Here is a 21,735-nt window from a genome sequence, read left to right on the forward strand (position 1 = left end):
CAATTGATTATTTATATTAGTAATTCTATATCAACGAGATAAATTATTGGTATAATGGTTGAAAATATTTTTACCCTGGTGATAAAGGTTTACGATATACTAATGCACAACTCATAATATATGTTTAAGACTTACTTAAAAACCGCATGGCGAAATGTACTAAAGAGCAAATTGTTCTCCATTATTAATGTGATTGGCCTATCGGTTGGGCTTACCTGCTGCATGCTGATAACGTTGTATATTATTAATGAAACCAGCTACGATTCGTATCAAAAAAATGCGGCTAACATCTACCAGTTAGGCACGGAGTTCGTGGGCCTGGGCAACTTTAAGAAGCTGCCGAATACACCGGCGCCCATGGCCGAAATGATGAAAGCGAATTTCCCGGAAATAAAGCAAACCACGAGGGTTACCGCATTATACGGGGAAGACAAAACCCTGTTGCAATACCAGCAGAGGCCGGGTGAGCCAATGAAATCTTTTTATGAAACAAAGGGATTACTGGCGGATTCTACTTTTTTCAGAATGTTCACTTACAATTTTATTGAAGGCGATCCGCAAACCGCTTTAAATAATCCCAATACCGTTGTGCTGTCAGATGATATTGCCAATAAATTATTTGGCAACGAGCCGGCGCTAAACAAAGTAATTCATATAAGCAGCAGTACTAACGGTGATCATGATTTTTTAGTAACCGGCGTTTTTAAACCCATCGATAAGCCATCGCACGTTGACGGAAGATTTTTTATGAGCATGATGGGCGGGAAGATAGCTGATATGATTAAGGACGCGGGAACCAACCTGGTGAATAACAACATATATTTCACCTACCTGCAGCTTGATCCAAATGCCAATGTAAAAAGACTGGAATCGGAATTCCCTGCCTTCATTGATAAGTATGCAGGCAAAGGCTTAAAAGATTATGGCTTTGGCAAAAAGCAATTTTTAGTGCCGCTGACGAAGATACACCTTGATGAAGATGTAAAAGATAATTTAACCCCCGGCGGCAGTGTTACCTATTTATATATCCTCGCTTCCATTGCCTTATTCACCTTGCTGATTGCCTGCATTAATTTCATGAACCTGGCAACGGCGCAATCTGCCAAGCGTTCCGCGGAAGTAGGGATACGGAAAGTATTGGGCGCTGAAAGGAAATTTCTTATTACACAGTTTTTGGGCGAAGCAGTTTTGATGAGCGTGTTTGCATTGCTGCTTGCTTTTGCATTTACTAAAATGTTGCTGCCATTGTTTAATTCGGTTTCGGGGCGGCAGCTTTCGTTTGAGGCTGGCGACAATGTATTGCTTATTGCGACATTTGTAGCTTTGTCGGTTATCACCGGCTTAATTGCAGGAAGCTACCCCGCATTTTATTTATCTTCTTTTAATCCTGCGAAGGTGTTGAAAGGAAAGTTTGCCAATTCGCTGGCAGCGGTTTCTTTAAGAAAGGGCCTGGTAGTTTTTCAATTTGTAATATCCATTGTATTGATTATTGCATCGGTGGTTATTGCCAGCCAGATGAAGTATTTGCGCTCTGCTGATCTTGGTTTTACTAAAGACCAGCAAATTGTTATTCCGCTGAGAAGTGAAAATGCAAAAAAAATATATGGTTCTTTCAAAAATGATTTGTTGAAACAGGCAGGTATCGCCAACGTGGGTGCGTCTATGTTTTATCCAGGCATCTCCAACGTGTCCGATAATATTTTGTACACCGATGGCAAAGATATGCAGCAGGGCAAAGATATTAAGATGAATTATATTGATACGCGGTACCTGCAGTCGCTGAACATTAAGCCCCTCGCAGGAAGATTGTATTCCGACTCCTACTTTACGGAAGATACCACGGGAACAATGGTGATTAATGAAACGGCTGCAAAATCATTTGGGTTTAAAGATGCATCGCAGGCGGTTAACCAGAAACTCCATACTACTTACAATGGCGTTACATCCAATTTTAATATTATTGGCGTGGTAAAAGACTTTCATTATGAAGACCTGCATTTGCCGATAGGGCCTTACGGCTTTCAGTTAAATACGGCGTCTTTGTTTAACTACATGATTGTACATATACAGTCCGGCGATATGAATGCGGCGTTACAATCCATTGGAAATACGTGGCACCAATTAAATGCAACGGAGCCATTTGATTATAGTTTCCTGGATAAGGATTTTCAAAAAAATTATGATGCAGAGAACAGGCTTGCCGCTATAGTTGGCGACTTTACCATTATTGCTATTCTCATTTCGTGCCTGGGTTTATTTGGCCTGGCTACGTTTAGTGCAGAGCAACGCATAAAAGAAATTGGAGTGCGCAAAGTATTGGGTGCAAGTGTAACGGGCATCGTTACCCTGCTTTCAAAAGATTTTTTAAAGCTGGTGGGTATTGCCATCATCATCGCATCGCCACTCGCTTGGTTCCTGATGAACAAATGGCTGCAGAGCTTTGCCTATCGCACACCTATTAGTTGGTGGGTATTTGTAATAACTGCGTTTATTGCCATGTTCATAGCGTTAGTAACCATCAGCTTCCAGGCAATTAAGGCGGCTGTGGCAAATCCGGTGAAATCGTTACGGACGGAATAGGGAGTTGGTATTTGATGCGGGGATGCAACTAACGGTAAGGGCTAATCGGCTATTGGTACTGAAATTAAAATTCCGCAGTTCGTATTCACGGATTGTCTGCCTGTGTTTTTTCTCAGTTTCATGTTTTTTAAAACTGAATCGTATTAATCATAAGAAATTGTAGTTAATTTAGATTGTTTAAACCAAAATCTAACGATTAGAAATGGATACTATCCGGGTGAGAATTTTAATTACTTGCGCTTTGATGTTCTTAACAAACCTGTTATGCTTTTCACAATCTAAAATTGAAAAAATAGATCAATCACAAATAAGTAGTGTTTATAACCGTTCTTCATTTGGCTTTTCAATTGCATCCTATATCGTTAACAAAGCAAAAGCTACTCCACAATCAGGAGCTTATCATCTTAAAACGCTATATAAACATGGATTTGAAGCGGGGGCTGATTACCATATCTACATCAGTAACAGCTATTCGGTGATGGTAGGGCTGCATGGAGGTGCTTCTGCTACGAATTACAAGCTTTTTATTCCCGGAAGCGACTTTAATCCGAGTATTGGTGGCAATTGGAATGAGTATGGGCCAGCTGAGTGGGCATATTACATGAGTGTTCCCATTTGGATACAAAAGCGTTTGTTTACGGGAAGTAATGGTTTTTGGAATGTTGTTGCAGGTGTTAATGTCAGGTATTATCCTATGCGATATAGTCACTATGGTTTTGCGGAGAATATATCAGATGTAAATGGCAATCAAACAAAAGTTCTGGAAATAGACGCCACAATGGGAAACAATTTGCGCCCATGGCTTAATTATAATATAGGAGGAGGTTATTCGTTATTGCTTCGAAATCATAATTACTTGCAATGCAACCTCGTGGCTAATTTTTCTGATAAGAAAATAATAGATGGAACCTACCAGATAAATGTTAGCGGCAAACCACAAAGTACCGGAACTTTCTCGGCTAACATGTCTTATGTGGGTCTGTCATTCAGTTACCTCTCTACTGGCACCAACAAACGACTTCGTAAGATTTTAGAGGAAAAAATGAAAAACGGTAATTGAGCCTTAGAAGCATTTTAAAAAGAAATATTGAAGAGCAACCAGGAAAGACAATAAGCGAAATTCAAATCTATGAGGTTGATCCGCCAGATTACAGTTTGGTTATTACCAGGAACCATTTTTTATTGTATCCTTCTGTTACCAGCTTTTGCACAGCAGAATAATTTCATAAAAAAAAACATCCCAAAAGTTCTCTTCCATGGCTCCTGGTTCGGCTTTTATTTAATCCCCTACAGTACAGAAAAAGGAAAACCTGTAAGGCAATTGGGTCCCTATTCAATGGGTGCCTCAAATGTAGGTGGTATCGAGGCCGGCGCAAATTATTTCATTAATTTTAATAAAGACTACTCCTTAATAGTGGGTGCTCATGTTGGATTCAGTGGAAGAAATTTCAAATTGTTTATCCCAAAAACAGATTTCACCCCCAACCTGCAATATGACATCGATTTCCGGGGACGCCTCACTAAAGATTATGCTATTTACCTTTCCGCGCCGATATGGTTTGAAAAGAGATGGGCTGCAAAAAGCAATTCAACCTGGAATGTAGATGACGGGATAAATATACGCTTCGATCCGGACGAAGCGATTTATATCTATGACTACGGTGGAGTAGATGTAAATAGCCAATATGTGCCGGTGCTCGATTTGGAAGGCTGGGTTGGAAATAATTTAAAGCCGTGGATAAATTTTAATGTTGGCGGAGGATATTCTTTTTTTCTTTCTAATTATAATTTCCTGCGCATAAACCTGCTTGCAAATTTTTCAGCAACAAAAGTTGTAAACTTTAATTATACCATTGATGTGACAGGCAAACCGGAAAGTACAGGAACTTATTCCGCCAACTTATCTTATGTCGGGCTGTCAATCAGTTATATTTTTACTGGCACCAATAGAAGATTATTAAAACTCTATCAGGAAAAATTGCATAGCAGGTAATTAAAAACAAAATTTTATAAAGTTGAAAACCCGGTGCAGAGTTTAAGAACGGAATAGTGGGTTGGTATTTTATGTGCGGATAAAACTAACGGTAAAGGTTATTCGGTCTTGTTTCAGGTAATTATTTATTTCCTTTTGATAAGGTCATTGATATCTGCCCGGCATGGTGGGAGTTATGGAAAAGAACGTGAGCAAATAATCTTATTCGTGTAACAGTGCCAAAGAAAGGAGTTTCAACGGGTTTCAGCCAGTCTCCTTCTGAACTGTTTTCCACGAGTTCTGTTAGCATCCGGTAACCCCTGTCAATTAACTCTTTGCTGTATTTAACATCACGTCCCTGGCCGTTATCGGTTTTACCGATTGTTGTGTTTTGAACATCGGTGGGCATCCCCAAAAATTGACCAAATAAATTGAACGTTTCACCCACATGCCGGTAAATAAAACCTATTGATGCCGTTTTATCGTTTAGCCTTAAAGCCGCATTTTCTTCTGTAACTCTGTCAAAAGAAAAATGGCTGGTAAATTGGTTTTGCTTTACTATTTCCAGGAGAATTTCTTTGTACATTATGTGATCATTTTAATTGTGTGTATTACTAATTTATACACTTGTATAACAAATGATGTGCTGGGAATAGGACGGCAGCTTGTAAATTTATTTACATTAATGTGTAATATCCCGTGCTAACGCTCATGAATGCACGAAAGCTTGCGGCCTTATTTACTACTTCATTTCTACAACGGCAACTTCATAGGGCTGAAGCGTTATGGATTTTTCGGTTAATTGTTCCCTTGCAACCGGGTTTTCACCAGTTTGTTCATCAACATACTGAATCGTGGCATCTTTTACATCAAATGGTAAGCTGATCTTCTCCTGCTTATTGCGGGGATTAATAAATAGAATCTTTTTCCCTTTCGCGGTACTAAAAGCCTGGCAATAAAAATCACCGTGAGCAGCAGTGGCTACCAGCCTATCACCGGGGCCGAAATTATCTTTTAGCAGTTTCAATATCCAGTATCTTGAGTTGGGCTTGCCTGTCTTCCAGTCCATCATACTCACATCAGGGTATTGCGTTGGATAGCCCACTAGTTGCGATTCTCCGGCTACATCGATTCCCATTTTTGTTAATTCGAGAAATACGTAAGCATACATGGCGCCCGATAAATTCCAATAGACTGCAGGAATATCTTCGCCGGTTGCCGATCCGATGATGGTCCCGATTTCATTAATGGTGGTAATAGTTTTTGGCGAAAGCCTTTTGCGGATGCTTTCTATAAAACGAACCTTTTCAAGGAAGGCATCTGCCTTATCAAAAAAGGCATACTGGTATTCTTCCAATGGTTCGTTATTATAAGAACGCGTTCCATAAAAATGATATGAGATGCCATCTAACGGAATACCGGGCTGATGATTTTTGTGATTGAGGAAATATTCAAAATGTTCGGGCCGGGCATTGAATGCGAGTGACATGCCGATGAACTTTGTTGACGGTGAAATCTTTTTCATGGCACCGACTATTGCATCATACATCTTCGCGTACAACTGCGGCGAAATGCTATGCTCAAAATCCGGCTCGTTCAATACTTCCCAATAAGGTATTTTATAAAAATGATTTGATTTATGATACTTGCCCAGTTCATCAGTAAAGCCGCCTTTGGTGTACCAGCTCAATAGTCTTGCATAATAACCTGCCACTTCTTTTGCAGTGGTATCTCTCAAAACGGTTCCCTGGTTATAGTTCCAGGACACCTGGTAGGCATCATCAGGATATTGTACGGGCGCATCGGTCTTCCACATCCATGCGGGCGTAGTGCTGAAATTGATTACAACGGAATGTCCGCTGGTGGCATTCATCAACGCTTCCATGGTGCTATCCAAATAAGTGAAGTCCCAGAACGTTTCTGTTTTTGTTGGCGGCTTTAATTCGGCAACGGCCATCTTAGGGTAGGGAAACCATGGAACATAACGAACATAATCTGCACCTAAATTTTTTAATGCTTTAAAAGTGTTTTCATGAATAGGTGAGGAGGGCCTCACCATTGGATTTTCTACCACCTGCAGCGTTGGTGTTGTTTTGGAAACGAATACTGTTTTATTCCAGTCAACAGAAACACTATCCTGTGCATAGAGGTTCGGTATAAATAAAAAAGCGTTTACGCATAGCGTTAGAAAAAATGTAGCAATAAATTTTTTTGTCATGTTTCAGGTAATTTAATGGTGTTAACAAACTTTTATTACGTCGATATTCAGCAATTTGCCAAGCTTTTCTATTTTGGAACTTATGTGCCCGGTGCCCACTGCGCAATGATGTGCTGGACCGTAGCTGTTCCAATCGTTCACAAATTTCCTGGCGCCTGTTGAAAACTTGTAACGGCTGTTGGTATTGCCTATGTGCAATATTGGCCCCGGCACAGATTCAGCTTCTGCAACCAACAACATTAATCCATTATTTTTTTGTTCAACAACGCTTAATAAAGTAACAGGCCCGTTCTTTACTGACATCTCCACTGATACGCCTTTGCCTACTTTACCGTGGTAAACCTCTAACGGTCTCACTTTTGTTTTGCCTTCGGCGATGGCAATATGCCCGGGTCCGTCATGTCCCATCAATACCACATCGTCTTTAAAGTCCATTGCATAATATTCAGTGAAGGAACCACCGGCGCCGAAGCTATCCATGATCTTCATGGCCTGTACATTTTTTATTTCATATTCGCCGGCAACAGGAATACCTCTTGCTGTAAGCAATGAGTTGCCTAATATAATGGAGCTGATGGCTTCTTCATTTTCCTGGTTACCGGTGCCTTTATAATAATAAGCCATTGAACCCAGTTTATGTTGCTCAACCAACTTGTCCAATGCAATTGAAGTCACGGCAGCTTTTTCCAGATCTTCCTGCAGACAATCTTCCTGCACATCAAATGTGTTGTAAAATAAACGGAGCCTTTCGTTCATTTCTTCGGTGGTCACTCCTTTGCGGAACGTTGCTAATTCTTCTACTTCCAGCAATTCAATATGCCCGCCAAAGCAGCCGTATTGTTGCGTAAGGTCAGTGTAAATATCGAGCATACCGCTGTAATAATGACCCATACAACCGAGGCGATTGTATCGCATGATGTGAGCAACTTTTGCCGCTTCAATCCATTCGCGTATTTCTTTCGAACATTCGTCATCGTTATGAAGCATGCCGGTTACCTGGTGAAATGAAATTCCGGTTCTTTTAAAAACATTTGCAATTTCGGGTACGGGGCAGGGTGAGCAGAATGCAAGCCATTCGCCGGTCATCTTTGTCCGGTCTGTCATAGCATTAAATGCATCATAATCTATAGAAACTTCGGGAGAAAGATTTAAAATGATAACGGGTACTTTGGCTTTTTGTACCACGGGTAAAACGGTTGAAGACAATGCGTAGGTGGTTACGTATAAAAAGATGATGTCAACATCCTGTTGTTTAAACAGTAGGCCTGTTTCAAAGGCTTTATCGATAGTATCAACGAGCCCCGCATTAATTACTGACGGATGAATTGCGGAAAGTTTTTCCTCAACTATTTTTAAATAACTTTCGAGCCTTTCTTTTAATCCTTGAAACTGTGGCCAATAAGTATCAAGGCCGATTCCGAATAATCCGATTGTGAGTTTTGCATTTTCCATTCTAAAATTCAAGATACGGCAAAGCAGGGATTTTTTTATGAGTTGGTGTGTGTTTGTATTTTTTTTACTTGTGCGTGATCTAATTTAGAAGATAATTTAATCACCTTCATTGCATGATGTCCTTCGCCCGACATTCCTGAATTATCGTTTAAACCAAGCTCTGTGGTTCGTCTTTCATGAAACGCGACAGTTATCGCACGATCAGGGTTATCCGCAAAACGGTTGGCACCCTACCGAAACCCGGGCCACCCCAGTCTGTTTCATCTCCATTTTGAATGCGCCTCAATATAAATTTCCCATTTTCATATTTCCCTTCTTCTACTTTCTCATACTGCCATGCCCTGCCTGCGTTTTTACCGGTAGGCTGAAAAGTAATGTGGCAGCCGGTTCCTATAAGAATAAATTTATTTTCTTCCAATTGCACAATCATCATTTTACCCGTGGGGTCTGTGTTTACCGGGGCGGCGTTTCCTCTTCTATTGCCACCAAATGTTACGATGGCCTTCCATGATCCAAGTTCTATTGTCTGCGGTGCAAAGTCCTCCCGCTCTACCACCGATTTTATTTTTCCATCGAAACTCCATTGAGCTATTTCTCTCATCATCGGTTCAATAGTTGCGTATTCATGTGCAAAGGAGGCAAGCTTTTCGTTCGTTTGTTCAGCCAGAGACGAGTCACCATTATCGTCTATACCAAACGGTGAGAAGCCGATGCCACCACGGGCAATCACTTCGGATAAATATTTTACTTTATCAGCATTTAATGCTGCTTCGGGTACAAAAAGCGCATTATCGGGGCGGCTATACAAACTAATAACCTTCAATATTTTTTCACTTCCTGATATATAAATATCCGGCGCTAATATGTCAATAGCAGGTGCTGCTACTTTCCAGATGGGGGTTACGTTATCTGTTGGTCCTCCGCTTTCATAGGTGTTTGCCATTGGATTCGTGAGTGGATCACGCAGCGCTGCATTTACATACATCGGCAGCGGGTACACTGCTTTTCCGGCCGCTGCTACCTGCCCAATGAAACGGGCAACGGACCATGCATGAAAATATTCATCCGCTCTTTCTCCAAAAACTTTTTGCCAGGTGCCTTGGGTTCCTGCCGGGATTTGTAACGCGGTGAGCAATGAAGGAGTAAGCAATTCCGATGGTACATCGGCCTCAAATAATTTTTGCCCAGCAGGTGAATAATCTCTCACACTTCCCCATGCGCCGGGTTCATTTTCTAACTGTATCATAATTACAGAATGTCGCTCATCTGCTTTTTTTAAATGCTTCATCACTTCAACGAAAGCGTTTTTATCTGCATCCAGCGTAGCCTGGGAGTGGGGGGAGGGCGAATCAACAGGTTTCCCGTCCTTGCCGATAACATTAGGATATTTCCCGGCATCGCGTTTCATCCATACAGGCATATAATGATTACTGCCGTTTTTCCAGGTGGCAAACCAAAGCAAAATAAGATGGACATTATGTTGCCTTGCCTGGCTAAGCAGTGTATCAATTAAAGAAAAATCGAAGGTTCCTTGTTCAGGTTCCACCTGCTCCCAATAAATGGGTACTTCTAACGTGTTGGCATGCATGACCTCAATGGAAGACCATACAGAGGGGAGCATCGCGGGCCACGCACTGGAATTGTGCGCCTGTCCGCCAAGGATAAAAAATGGTTTTCCATTTACAAGTAAAGCATGATGGCCATCTTTTTCGATAAGCTTAGGTAGCTGGCAAAAAGATTTTGGGACCGTTAGAACGAAGATTGTAAATGACAATACAATTATTTTTTTCATCTTATCAGAATATATTTTACCAGGTGTATTAAAAAAAATGAATTCCTAAAAATACGTTTTCTCAGCAATGTCGCTTCAACACGTGGTTCGTGCATACTCACGAACTTCTTTTTTTTATAATGCCAACAAACTTATTATTTACATTGTATTCTGTTTCTTTGCATTCAATGCAACATCATGCGTAAGCGAGGTTGTTACAAACACTTAAACACATTCAAAATGAACTTTCGCAAATTTGGAAATACAGACTTATTGGTCAGTGAAGTTGGGTTTGGTGCCTGGGCAATTGGTGGGGGCGCTATGATTGGTAACACGGCTATTGGCTGGGGACAAGCTGATGATATAACTTCCATAAAAGCTATTTATAGATCATTGGAGGTTGGCATTAATTTTTTTGATACTGCTGATATTTATGGGTTGGGCCATTCGGAAAAATTGTTGGGACACACCGTGGGAAACAATAAGGATGTAATCATTGCAACGAAGGTGGGCAATGTATCCCGCAATGACGAGTTTACTTTTGATTATAGCAAGGAATATATTTTACAAGCCTGTGAAAAAAGTTTAAAAAGACTGGGGCGGGAAACAATAGATTATTACCAGTTGCATACCGCGAGATTATCGCACCTTAAGCAGGGCGATTGTTTAGAAGCCATGCAATTGTTGCAGCAAAGCGGGAAGATAAGATACTGGGGCCTCTCACTGAACACCTACGATCCCTTTGATGAAGCAAATTATTTGTTGGAAAATAAACTGGGGAGTGGTTTTCAGTTGGTATTAAACATCCTGAATCAAAAAGCGATGCCGCTTATAAAAAAAGCAGGCGCTGAAGGATACGGCATCATAGCCAGGATGCCGCTGCAATTTGGACTGCTTACGGGTAAATTTGATGCGGGTGTAAATTTCCCCGATAATGATCATCGTAAAAAAAGAGTAACAAAAGATGTGGTCGATGCTTGTAACCTGGGCCTGCAGCCTGTTTGGAATCTCTGCGAAAAATACAACATGAACAAAACCCAGCTGGCACTGAGTTATATTTTAAGTTACCCCGAAGTATCAACCGTTATTCCCGGCATCAGGACAATTGAGCAAGCTGAGAGCAATACAACCGGCCTCATTCAATTATCAAAAGAAGATATGAAGTTTATTGAAGAATTGGGTACTACTGACTTTGTTAAGCTAATGGACCTTATACGGGAGAAAGAAGTTTAAAAACAGTTTGTATGTTCAGCGGGTATACCATGCCGGTAGTAACTCCATTTAATTTCTAACAGCCCATGCAAGGCCGTCGGGCCCGCCACCAACATCAATATGGTTAATTACTTCCAGCGTTTTAAGGTCAATTACAGCAACATAATTATCGGGTGTGCAGCCTATAAATGCCCTTAATCCATTTGGTTCTACTAAAATACCTGCGCCGCCATGGCCCATGTTTATCTTCTTTATATCTTTATGCGATGCAACATCAAAAACACACATATCGCCATTTCTAAGACTCGATACTAATACCATTTTACCGTCGGGGGTAAACTGCAGGCGGTTTGCACCCATTACTTTTGCATCGATGGTTGCCGCAACTTTCATGATGTCTAGATCAATAACAGCAATGCTTCCATCATCAGCGGATGCGGTCCATAACTGTTTGCCATCAGGCCAAACATCAAAACCTTCGGAACCTGTTGAAACGTGCACCAGTGTTTGCTTCCATTGCCGGCGCGGTTGAAACCCGGGCGGTCCCATCGGGCCGGGGGCGGGGAGGGTATCCGTTAATATGCTTACGGTGCCGGAGCTAACGTTGGTGGTGTAAACACTTTTCTCATCTTGAGTTACGTAGATCATGTGCGTACGGTCCTGGCCGGTACCCATGCACCAATCGATTTTTTTGGTAGCCGGGTCATAACGTCCTACACACTTCGAGCCTTCAACGGTGAACCAAAGCTTACCTCCCACAAACGATAGCCCGTGCGGCCCAAGGAAAGGCCTTGTATCAATATTGTATAAAGGCTTTTTTGCCACGAGATCAATCACATTAATTTCGTGCAGGCTGCCGCCTCCATAGATAGAAACGTAAGCCGTCTTTCCATCGGTTGATGCGATAACCTCATGCGGATCGGAACCAACCGGTACCCGTGCCATGACTTTTAATGAAACAGGGTCAACCATCGCAAGCGTATGATCCGTTTTTGAAAGGGCCAGTAAAGTTCGTTGCTGGGCATTACAATGGCCGGTGCAAATCAATAATGATATCAGAATACTCGCAGCAAATAGCCTGTTGCCTCCACATTTTATTTTACTGGTAATGTTTGAATGAAATTTGCCCGAAGTGATACTGGTCATATGAATTGGTTTGAGGACGATACCGGCGCTGCCAGTGTTTTTGTTTTGTCCGGCTTTAATTACTAACGGCGGCATAATTTTTTTACTTAAAGTTACCAGTAAATGCGGAACAGTAAGTTGCAACTTCAACTTGAAGAGAACTCACCAGGTATGTTGCAACCAATCTTAAGTTTACATATTAACTTCATTTAAGCGTTACCGATATCCTGCATTTATTTATTGAAACAGACAGGTACTGGTGCAACAAGCAACTGAAGTTATTACCGGTTCAGCAAACTTATAAATTCTTCCTTTTTTCTTTTGGCAACATCCACCACATCGCCGTTCTCCATCATCACCTGTCCGCCGGTTCCACGCATATATTTTTTTATATAATTAAGGTTTATCAGGTGGCTGTTATGCACCCTGAAAAAACGGTACGGAGCCAGTAGTTCTTCAAAGTCTTTCAGGAGTTTTGTAAGCAGCAAAGACTTTCCATCAAATAAATAAATGCGGGAATAACCGGAACTTGATTCTATCCTCACAATATTTTTTATGGCAACAAACTCAAACCCATCGGCAAGTGGAACGGCAATTTTATTATCCTGGCTGTTATCATCTTTTAATGTTTGCTGTAAAATATTCAGGCGCTCGCGTGTGTGAACTGTTTGCTTTTCCAGCAGGCGGTTCATTGCCTGTTGCAGTTCATTAATGGCAACGGGCTTTACGAGGTAGTCGAAAGCGCTGATGCGCATAGCATCTATGGTGTACTGGTTATAAGCAGTGGTGAAAATAATTTCTGCGTTGCATTCGCCCAGTTCTTCCAGCATCATAAATCCATTCATCTTTGGCATTTCAATATCAAGAAAAAGCACATCAGGCTTAAGTCGTTTTATAAGGTGAATGGCTTCTTCCGGCTCCTGCACGGCGGCCACCACTGTTACAGGCTTGCAGAATTCCTCTAACTTCTGTTTAAGGTTTTGCAAACTGCTCAGTTCATCATCAATCAATATGGCCCTAAGTGTTTTATGCATCAGATGATTTTTACTTTTACCGTTATACAAGTGCCGGTGGGTTGTCCATTAAGATCATATAAATCTTCAACCGTTAACATGCTTTTGGCATTATGCTGTTCATTAAAAACATTAATCCGTTCGCTGGTTATCTGAAGGCCCAGGCTGGTATGTTTGGATTTAATTTTTGCCTCATAGTCTGCAGCCGCTGTTCTTCCCACACCGTTATCTTCTATTTTATAAATAATATAATCATCATCCAGCCTGGCCGTTACGAGTAGACGCAGATCTTTTCTCTTGCTGTAGGCGAAGCCGTGAACAATTGCATTTTCCACAAAAGGTTGAATCAGCAGCGGAGGGACGCGGTAATCAAATTCCATTAAGGCCGGGTCAATATTTTTTACATAACAAAACTTATTATTAAATCGTAAAAGCTCCAGGTCAATATATAACTGTAGCGTTTCCATATCATCTGTAAATGCCACTCCTTCTTTTCGGCTGTTAGAAAGGATGATCCGTATGAGGCTGGCAAATTTATTAAGGTATTCACTGGCTTGCCTTTTATCGTTTTGCAAAATAAAATTTTCAATACCGTTGAGGCTGTTAAAAATGAAATGAGGGTTCATCTGCGAGCGGAATACCTGCATTTGTAATTCTGCTTTTGTCTTTTGAGCCTGTATTTTCAGCCGCCTGTTTCGCTGGTAAAAGACGATTCCTGTTGCAGCAAGTAAGAATGTAAACCCGCCGAGATAAAGTACATTCTCTTGCCTGCTGTTCTTTAACTGGAGATTCTTAATATCATTGTCCTTTTGCAATAGGGTAATGTGTTGTTCCTTCTGCCGTGTTTTATTCATCGCCTCAAAATCCGCCAGCCTCGATTTTGTTTCCTCGCTGGTGAGAGAATCTTTGTGCTCCATGTATTGTTGCTGGTAGTAGTAAGCGTCCCTGAAATTTTTGAGTTGGGCATTTACTGCTGCAAGTTGCTGCATCACCATTACGATGTAAACCTCCTGGCCCGTTTCTTTCGCAATGGTCAGTGCGTGCCGAAGTGTATCTGCTGCCGGCGCCCACCGGTGCAGGCCCGTGTCTATACTGGCGTAAGACATTAAATAGGTCACGAGATCAGATTGGTCGCCACTTTTATCCACCCAGGGTTTCACAAGGGCAAGTGTTTTTTTTGCTTCGCTATACTTTTTCCCGTTGCACAAAATATTAATATAATTAAATTGATTACGCACATGCTCCTGCTCCGGGTTGTTTATGAGGCGGGCTACCGAATCAGACAGTTTATTGAAATAAATTGCAGAATCAATTAGGTTAAGGTTTGTATAGTAAGTTGCCAGGTTTGATGACGTACCCATAAACGGCATGTTATTACCGGCAAGGTAGGCCAGTGCTTCGCGGGCATATCTCACCGCATTTATATCATCTTCCGATTCATCATAGAGTTCAGCAAGATTCGCCATGGGTAGACCAACTTCCCGTGGATGACCCGCCTTGCGCAGCCCGTCAATGGAATTTTCAAACAAGGCAATAGCCGTTCTGAACATGCCATAATATTGATACACTCCCGCCATTACGGATGAAATGCCGTACCGGCGTGGATTGGTGAGCTCCATGGTATCTATCCTTTCATGCAGGGAATCGAGGTAAGCAAAGACCGAATCTTTTTTTCCTGCCTGCACGAAACGCTCCATGATTTCTCTTACCGAAGTAAGGTTATAGTAATTCATTTTACCCGGGAAATAAGGAAGCACTTTTTTATAATAAAATATAGCGCTGTCGGGTTTATCAAACCGGTATGAAAATGCCTTAGCCACATCAAAATAAAAGATCCCCTTCATTGTATCAACGTTGTTCTTTTCTGCAAGGGACACACCGGCCTTCGCCATATTATAAACCAAATTCAGCTGCCCGCTATTGAGTGAATCACTGATCGCATTCATTAAAAACAGCATGCGGGCAGTATCTGAATTGAGTGTATAATAAGCTGGCGGAAATGTTGAGGAAGGCTCCGGTGCCTGGGCATTTGTATTAACCGGCATTAACCCAACAAGAATGAAGGCCAATAAAAAATATCGTTTAAGGGAAGTCGTCATATTAATGAAGAATCGCCATGCTAAATTTAATACTTAACGCTTAAAGCTTAAAGCATAATTATGCCAGTGCCGTTTATTTAAAAATTGAATTTAAATAACCCCTGTATTTTTGTGGTAGCTGTTCTTTTATAACCCTGGCTCCTATTGAAACTTGCAAAACATCAATTATGGAACGCTGCGGGTATAACAAATAAATGCGTCCTTTTCATAGTGAAGCTGCTTTATTAAAAACTGTTGAACATTACATTACAACTTTATAAATTCTACTCTACGATTTTGGGCTTTGCCTTCAGGAGTACTATTAGTTGCAACCGGGTCAGACGATCCTTTTCCATCCGTCTCCAACCTGGAGCCATCGATTGAAAAATCACTTATCAAGGCTGCCTTTAGCGCCGCTGCACGTTTTTTGGAAAGTGCCAGATTCATTGCAGCATCGCCGTCGTTATCGGTATGTCCTATAATTTTTACATGAATACCCGAATTGTCCTGCAGTACGCTTGCAATGTCTTTTAATGAGCCATAAGACTCGGGTTTTATGGCAGCGGAATTAACATCAAACAAGATTCCGGTGGTCGAAAATTTTCCTTCATTAATAAGTTTATTACGGGTATCAGGCTCGCCAACAGCCAGTTTAATATTGCTGATGAGGTATTTATCCTGGTTCGGAAAATCGCTCCAGGTTTGAAACATTACGTTATTATAAGTTTCGCCGGGAGAAAATGCCCGGGGCAAATCAAATACTTTATTCTGATCAAGATAAACTCTCAGGCGCTGCTTTTGCCGCCAGATAGATACCTTAATTTTTGTGGCTCCGTTATTTTGAAATTCAATCTGGTTGTCCATTATTTTATCTCCTGCCTTAAAAGCATAAATATTAGCAATGCCGCCCTTATCGCGGGGAATGGGTTGAATTCCCAGGTTTATTCCTGAGCGTTTATTATAACTAAAATCAGCATTCAACTCCTGGTTGCCGTCTTTGCCGTTTCCTGCAGACAGGAACAGCGTTTGAAGAGTAGGAATATAATTATCGCTGGAATAGATCAGGTTAAATTCAAGCGTAAAATTATCCGGTAGTTTATTGATACCTTCCGGCTTAAATACACCTTTTTTGTTAATCATCAGCCAGTGGCCGGTTTCACTGGAAGCGGTGACTGTTTCACCTGCAGAATTTGTGTTCCAGTTTTCCGGGAAATCGCCAATGGCATCCCGTGAAAAGTCTTCATACACCAAAACTTTGTCACCGGGAACAAAATCAAATTTTGAATAAGTAGTAAGTGAGGTGGGTGTGTCCGGCGTATTTATTTCCTGGGTATTGTTGCCTGCGCTGCTTTGAGCAGGAGCAGATTGTGTGATATTATTATTAGTATTATTGGTATTATCCTTAGCGTCGTTCTTCTTTTTTTTCTTCGAGAAGAGTTTATCCAATACTCTGTCTGTTACTTTATTGGCCGTTTGCTGGGTGGCAATTGAGGCGCCTTCCTTCACTCCCTCGCCCGCTTGTTGTTTAACTACATCGCTCACTTTTTGTGCTTGTGCAATGTTTAAAAATGCACAGATGGTTATTAATAAAATAATTGCTTTCATAAAAATATATTTATGGTTAAAAATGTTTAAGCGTTTAATGTTTAAATACTATTATTGTTATTAAATGCCGGCACATGCCGCGTTAATGCGGCATATTTTTTATGACACTAAAATAGTTTGGAATTTTACCGGGGAAAGTATCTTTCAATATTTGGTAACTCTGACTTTACAGGTGGGAGGAAAAGGACGGAAAAGGGACGTGCTGAAAACCTTTTTGGGGTTGTATAATTAACCAAAGAAACTGCCCCGCTACAAAACCTTCGGCGGACAGAAAATATTTAGGCGGCATACAAGGCTCAATTGCATTAACTCAATATGGCGTATTTTTATACTGTAATATTTATTATGCGTATATTATTTACATGTGTTATCATAGTTTTTGCCACCGCTGTACAAGCGCAAACAACTTTGCCAGGCAGCTTTCAAAATAATTTGGGTGGTAACGCCTTTGCCGGGGATAGTAATGTATATAATAGCGGCCCCCGCAAAAAATGGTTCATAAGCAGCTACAGTGGTTTTGCCACGGGGTATAATTTCTTCCAACGGCGCGGTACGCCGTTTATGGCTGCACCGTTAGGCCTGCAGTTAAACCGCAGGCTCAGTAATAACGTGTACGCATTTGCGGGAGTAACGGCAGCACCCACGTATCATAATTTTAACCATGCTTTTCTAACCGCTGATGCCAATAAGCTAAATCCGTATAACGGCTTTTACCAGCCAGCCAATTTTTCAATGTATTCAGCGGCCTCGCTGGGGTTAATGTACATTAATAATGCACGAACCTTTTCTGTTTCCGGCAGCATAGGCGTCGAAAGAAATAGTTATCCTTTCCTGTACAACAACCAGTTTAATACAACAAGGCAAAACAATACCCTGTTTTTTTCAAAGTAAGGGTATCTTTTGCGGCTGCTAACGTGCAACCTTATACGATATTATTTTTGGAATGGTGCTTATTGACGCAGAAGTAATTCAATTGGCGAATATAAGCCGGGAATAGTATATGCCATGCATATCCGGCTTCTGTCATTCAAATTTTCGTTGGAGCTATTTTCATTCTGTCACTTTTGAAAGGCCAGTGATAATTTTGCGTAAAAACACAGTATTTAAATTAACCTTAAAGCGTTAATTTGTCCCCGCCTGCGTGTGCTGCACTTGTTGGTTGCAACCGGTAATTTTATAATGCAACGAATATTGTTGACAATATGGCCAATCGTGAAAATATTACTCATCTATGAAATGACACATGCAACTAACCATCACCTCGCATAACAAAGATGGATACCTTTTGATAGAAAGCAAAGGTACATTGCAAACCAAAGAAGAGTTGATTAAGCATTCCCAATTAATGTTTGATGAAATTATGAAGCAGGGCGCCAAAAGAATAATTGTAGATGATACAGGCACGGATTTTCCGCTGGAACTGTTTCCATATTTTGGACTTGTGCAGGATTACGCAGTTAGTTATCCGCCCGAAATCCGCTCTTTGCTAATTGGTATTGTGGTGGCGCAGGAATATAAAGAAGTAGCTGAATCATGGGAATCCTTATGCCTCACCAGGGGCTTGCAGTTTTATGCGTTCACCTCTTTAGAAGAAGCCACCGGGTGGCTGCATGAAACCATGTAACTAATCCGTTGCCCATATCCCATTGTTTATTATCCATCCTTAATGTTCGCTTACGGTGAAAACACCCTTGCAAAAGCGGTGAAAAACACTGGCGCAAAAACGGTGAAAACACCGATGGCCACCCTGGCACCCTTTTATAATTTTATGCGCTGCACGTCCATTGCTGCCTGTGCACGGCCGGTATTTTCTTTTAGATCAAAACATATTTACTATATAAGACATTAAATAATTCATAGATAAAAGATTTTCTGGTGATTTTGCAATTAATGTGTGGTTCAATTATAAGCTCCTGTTTCTACAGGAGTTTATTTATTTTAAAATACTGACAAAACAACCCATAAAGACTCTTTATTTTTCGGATGGTGCAATGGCAAGATCAGCGCTGTAGCTTTGCAGCCAGAACGATTGTGTTATTCGATAGCTTTCGGTGACCTAACGTTGTAGGCTAACCGACGAGTGCAAATGTCTAATTCAATAATTTAATTAACGATTTTTGCAGAATTGAGGAAAATCAAAAAGAAGATTGTTAAACCCATGAGAGATGACAGGAGAAGTACATCTTGTTCATAATTTGGGCGCTATAAAGCACAGTTAAAATATTCAAAGAATTCTGCTAACTGAAAAATATTTATAAAAGAGGCCGCGGTGGAAACCGCGGCCGTACCAAAACTAACTAATAAGGTGGAAACAGGAAGATCTGCTCACCCTATTAACACATTAAGATATAGAAAATATTTTCCAAAAGCAATTAATAAGTTACTATACTATTTAAAATATCCTGCTATTCACCAGGGAGAAAACTAACGGTGGCCGTATCCGCCGTTTACGGAAGGCAAGGAGGGCAGCTATCCCTGCGTAAACATACGGCAAGTTTTGCTTATAGCTAATTTTAGAGCACTTATGCGAATTGGCAACCCGGTATTTATCTTGTAGATCATTCCCGTGATGGTGTTGGGTAATCCAATCTCCGGGTTTTGGTAATTTATTGCTGTGAAACATTGCGAGACACCCACTTATTTTGTCGCAGTGGTACCGTGTAACTATCCGGTTACGTTTTATCTGTCTGAAAAAGGTAAAGAGTTAAATAGTCTAGCCTTTGTTTCCGGTAGATCTCAACTACTGGAATAGTGGAAGGCTGTCGCAATAGGCCCTTAAAAAGCCTCAATTACACCCGTTGCATTTCAAAAAAGATATCAAACTTTGTGGTAAAGGAATTTAATTCTGATAACTAAATAAATTTTAAAACAATGGCAAAAGTTTCAATTTATGTCAACTTTATGGGCAATACAGAAGAGGCCTTTAATTTCTACAAAACGGTTTTCCAAACTGAGTTTGAAAGACCGGTTATGTATTTAAAGGATGCGCCTCCACAGCCTGGTATGCCCCCACTGTCCGAAAAAGATGCCCATAGCGTTATGCATGTAGCTCTTCCTATTTTAGGTGGCACTGTTCTAATGGGAACTGATATGCTTGAATCTATGGGACATAAATTAATCGTGGGCAATAACGTAACGATTAATCTTGAACCGGATTCGAAGGAAGAGACAGACCGTTTATTCAAAGCTCTTTCTGAAGGTGGCAGCGACGTAGCTCCTATGAGAGAAGAGTTTTGGGGCTATTGGGGTTGTTGCTTAGACAAGTTTGGTATTCGCTGGATGTTTAACTTTTCACCCCAATCATAAGCCAACGGTGATTTATTTGCACTGCGAAAAACCGGCTCGTTTTTAAATTAATTGCCTGTTCCTATCCTAACGCTGCTCTAAATCATTTATAGGTTAGAATCGATAATTTAAGCGTGCAATAATTCCTTTTTTGCCATCAGTTGATCCACTGTTTCCTTATAGTCTTCATCACGGACACAGCAATCAACGGGACAAACAGAGGCGCACTGGGGTTCTTCGTGGAATCCCTGGCATTCTGTGCATTTGTTGGGCGTTATATAATAAATGTCCGTGGAGATTGCCGGCAAGCGGTCGTTTGCGTCCACAATAGTCCCATCATTTAGTACAAAGCTGCCTGTAACGGTTGTTCCGTCTGCAATAGCCCATTGTACACCCCCCTCATATATTGCGTTATTGGGGCATTCGGGTTCGCATGCGCCACAGTTAATACATTCTTCGGTTATTTTAATTGCCATAATAGATTGGGTTTTATTAATAATTTGAATTAATTGGTATGTAAAGGAATAACTGTTGTGTCTCGCATTAAATGATATAATACAATCCGGCGTATGATTTTCGTCAGTCTGGTCGCGGAAAGTTGCCGTACATTTCAATTGCGGGTAATTGCCAGGCGGCTTTTATTTGAATATCTTTAGTATAAAATTATTGTATGCTTTATGTAAAATATTGCTCATTACTTTTATTATTAATGGCAGGTAACACTACCACGGCGCAGGTTCCTGTTCGTGAAGAACCGCATCACAAGCCTGTGCTGGAGAACAATTATGTTCGTTTGTTGGATGTACATATAAAGCCGGGCGATACTACGTTGTATCATATTCATGCTGCACCTTCTGTTATGGTCCACATTAGTAAATCAACCATTGGAATTCAGGTTATGGGTCAATCAATTGCACCGCCGGTCCATGTTTTACCGGGAGACGCAAAATTTGCGGCTTACGATAAAAACCCGGTTACACATAGAGTGTATAATGCAGGCAAAAATGTTTTTCATGTGATGGATATAGAACTGGTAAAGGAAGAGCCATCAAGTGAGGCTTGTACAGCATTAACGAATGCCAATGTTGAAACTACCATAGATGAAAAACTGGTACGTGTTTATAAATTTGATTTGAGCAGCCAGCAAAAAATTGCTATTCCCGCCGGGAGCTGTGCTCATTTATTAATATGTACTAACGGTACCGTAAACACGACCGGCAAAAAAATTACTATGGGTAAATATATTTTCTTTGCTCTCCATACGGAAGTATCTGTCAATAATAAGCAGGCAGCTACCGCAACTTGTGTGCTACTTGAATTAAAATGATATGATATGAATTAAACTGGTCGTATTATGACGTAAGCTTTTTTAAGCTTAGTCCCCTGTAATAACGTACAAGCCTACCCGAATGAACTTTTCGCTA

Annotated in this window: 17 protein-coding genes; 8 read left to right on the plus strand and 9 right to left on the minus strand. The window is 40.9% G+C overall.

Annotation, left to right across the window (positions count from 1 at the left end; all coding sequences use genetic code 11):
- Window positions 1–120: 120 nt before the first annotated feature.
- The 3 genes from FW778_RS21380 (at window position 121) to FW778_RS21390 (ending at window position 4,573) form a co-directional block, all read left to right on the plus strand.
- On the plus strand, window positions 121–2,580 hold the full coding sequence (locus FW778_RS21380) for an ABC transporter permease (RefSeq protein ID WP_150416931.1): 2,460 nt from the start codon (window positions 121–123) through the stop codon (window positions 2,578–2,580).
- Between the two features lie 202 nt (window positions 2,581–2,782).
- On the plus strand, window positions 2,783–3,640 hold the full coding sequence (locus FW778_RS21385) for a hypothetical protein (protein ID WP_150416932.1): 858 nt from the start codon (window positions 2,783–2,785) through the stop codon (window positions 3,638–3,640).
- Window positions 3,641–3,709: 69 nt separating this feature from the next.
- On the plus strand, window positions 3,710–4,573 hold the full coding sequence (locus tag FW778_RS21390) for a hypothetical protein (protein WP_150416933.1): 864 nt from the start codon (window positions 3,710–3,712) through the stop codon (window positions 4,571–4,573).
- A 121-nt stretch (window positions 4,574–4,694) separates the two neighbouring features.
- Here FW778_RS21390 and FW778_RS21395 read toward each other — a convergent pair whose 3' ends face one another.
- The 4 genes from FW778_RS21395 to FW778_RS21410 form a co-directional block, all read right to left on the minus strand.
- A complete protein-coding gene (locus FW778_RS21395; protein WP_150416934.1) occupies window positions 4,695–5,138 on the minus strand; it encodes a DinB family protein in 444 nt (147 codons plus the stop codon).
- A gap of 156 nt (window positions 5,139–5,294) precedes the next feature.
- Complete coding sequence (locus FW778_RS21400) at window positions 5,295–6,770, minus strand: GH39 family glycosyl hydrolase (RefSeq protein WP_235906525.1); 1,476 nt, start codon at window positions 6,768–6,770, stop codon at window positions 5,295–5,297.
- A 21-nt stretch (window positions 6,771–6,791) separates the two neighbouring features.
- On the minus strand, window positions 6,792–8,222 hold the full coding sequence (locus tag FW778_RS21405; RefSeq protein ID WP_150416935.1) for an arabinose isomerase: 1,431 nt from the start codon (window positions 8,220–8,222) through the stop codon (window positions 6,792–6,794).
- A gap of 190 nt (window positions 8,223–8,412) precedes the next feature.
- Window positions 8,413–10,014, minus strand: a complete 1,602-nt coding sequence (locus tag FW778_RS21410) for a GH35 family beta-galactosidase (protein WP_150416936.1) — start codon at window positions 10,012–10,014, stop codon at window positions 8,413–8,415.
- A 219-nt stretch (window positions 10,015–10,233) separates the two neighbouring features.
- Between FW778_RS21410 and FW778_RS21415 the strand changes: the two genes are divergently transcribed.
- Complete coding sequence (locus tag FW778_RS21415; protein ID WP_202552420.1) at window positions 10,234–11,226, plus strand: aldo/keto reductase; 993 nt, start codon at window positions 10,234–10,236, stop codon at window positions 11,224–11,226.
- Window positions 11,227–11,274: 48 nt separating this feature from the next.
- Here the strand turns inward: FW778_RS21415 and FW778_RS21420 are convergent, their stop codons facing one another.
- The 4 genes from FW778_RS21420 to FW778_RS21435 form a co-directional block, all read right to left on the minus strand.
- Window positions 11,275–12,426: a YVTN family beta-propeller repeat protein gene (locus FW778_RS21420; RefSeq protein ID WP_235906526.1), complete on the minus strand. Its 1,152-nt coding sequence runs from the start codon at window positions 12,424–12,426 to the stop codon at window positions 11,275–11,277.
- Between the two features lie 185 nt (window positions 12,427–12,611).
- Complete coding sequence (locus FW778_RS21425) at window positions 12,612–13,364, minus strand: LytR/AlgR family response regulator transcription factor (protein WP_150416938.1); 753 nt, start codon at window positions 13,362–13,364, stop codon at window positions 12,612–12,614.
- Entirely contained in the window at window positions 13,364–15,442 is a 2,079-nt protein-coding gene (locus FW778_RS21430) for a sensor histidine kinase (RefSeq protein WP_150416939.1), read from the minus strand. The genes FW778_RS21425 and FW778_RS21430 overlap by 1 nt, the downstream gene beginning before the upstream one ends.
- Before the next feature lie 246 nt (window positions 15,443–15,688).
- Complete coding sequence (locus FW778_RS21435; protein WP_150416940.1) at window positions 15,689–17,026, minus strand: OmpA family protein; 1,338 nt, start codon at window positions 17,024–17,026, stop codon at window positions 15,689–15,691.
- A gap of 345 nt (window positions 17,027–17,371) precedes the next feature.
- Between FW778_RS21435 and FW778_RS21440 the strand changes: the two genes are divergently transcribed.
- The 3 genes from FW778_RS21440 (at window position 17,372) to FW778_RS21450 (ending at window position 20,332) form a co-directional block, all read left to right on the plus strand.
- Window positions 17,372–17,917 (plus strand): hypothetical protein, encoded by a 546-nt coding sequence (locus FW778_RS21440; protein ID WP_150416941.1) that lies wholly within the window; start codon window positions 17,372–17,374, stop codon window positions 17,915–17,917.
- A gap of 352 nt (window positions 17,918–18,269) precedes the next feature.
- On the plus strand, window positions 18,270–18,650 hold the full coding sequence (locus FW778_RS21445; protein WP_150416942.1) for a hypothetical protein: 381 nt from the start codon (window positions 18,270–18,272) through the stop codon (window positions 18,648–18,650).
- A 1,247-nt stretch (window positions 18,651–19,897) separates the two neighbouring features.
- Window positions 19,898–20,332: a VOC family protein gene (locus FW778_RS21450; RefSeq protein ID WP_150416943.1), complete on the plus strand. Its 435-nt coding sequence runs from the start codon at window positions 19,898–19,900 to the stop codon at window positions 20,330–20,332.
- Between the two features lie 107 nt (window positions 20,333–20,439).
- Here the strand turns inward: FW778_RS21450 and FW778_RS21455 are convergent, their stop codons facing one another.
- Window positions 20,440–20,787, minus strand: coding sequence for a 4Fe-4S dicluster domain-containing protein (locus FW778_RS21455; RefSeq protein WP_150416944.1), 348 nt, complete (start codon window positions 20,785–20,787; stop codon window positions 20,440–20,442).
- A gap of 194 nt (window positions 20,788–20,981) precedes the next feature.
- Here FW778_RS21455 and FW778_RS21460 point away from each other — a divergent pair, with 194 nt between their 5' ends.
- Window positions 20,982–21,638, plus strand: a complete 657-nt coding sequence (locus FW778_RS21460) for a hypothetical protein (protein WP_150416945.1) — start codon at window positions 20,982–20,984, stop codon at window positions 21,636–21,638.
- Window positions 21,639–21,735: the final 97 nt, after the last annotated feature.

Source organism: Ginsengibacter hankyongi (assembly GCF_008710285.1).
GTDB classification, from domain to species: Bacteria; Bacteroidota; Bacteroidia; order Chitinophagales; family Chitinophagaceae; genus Ginsengibacter; species Ginsengibacter hankyongi.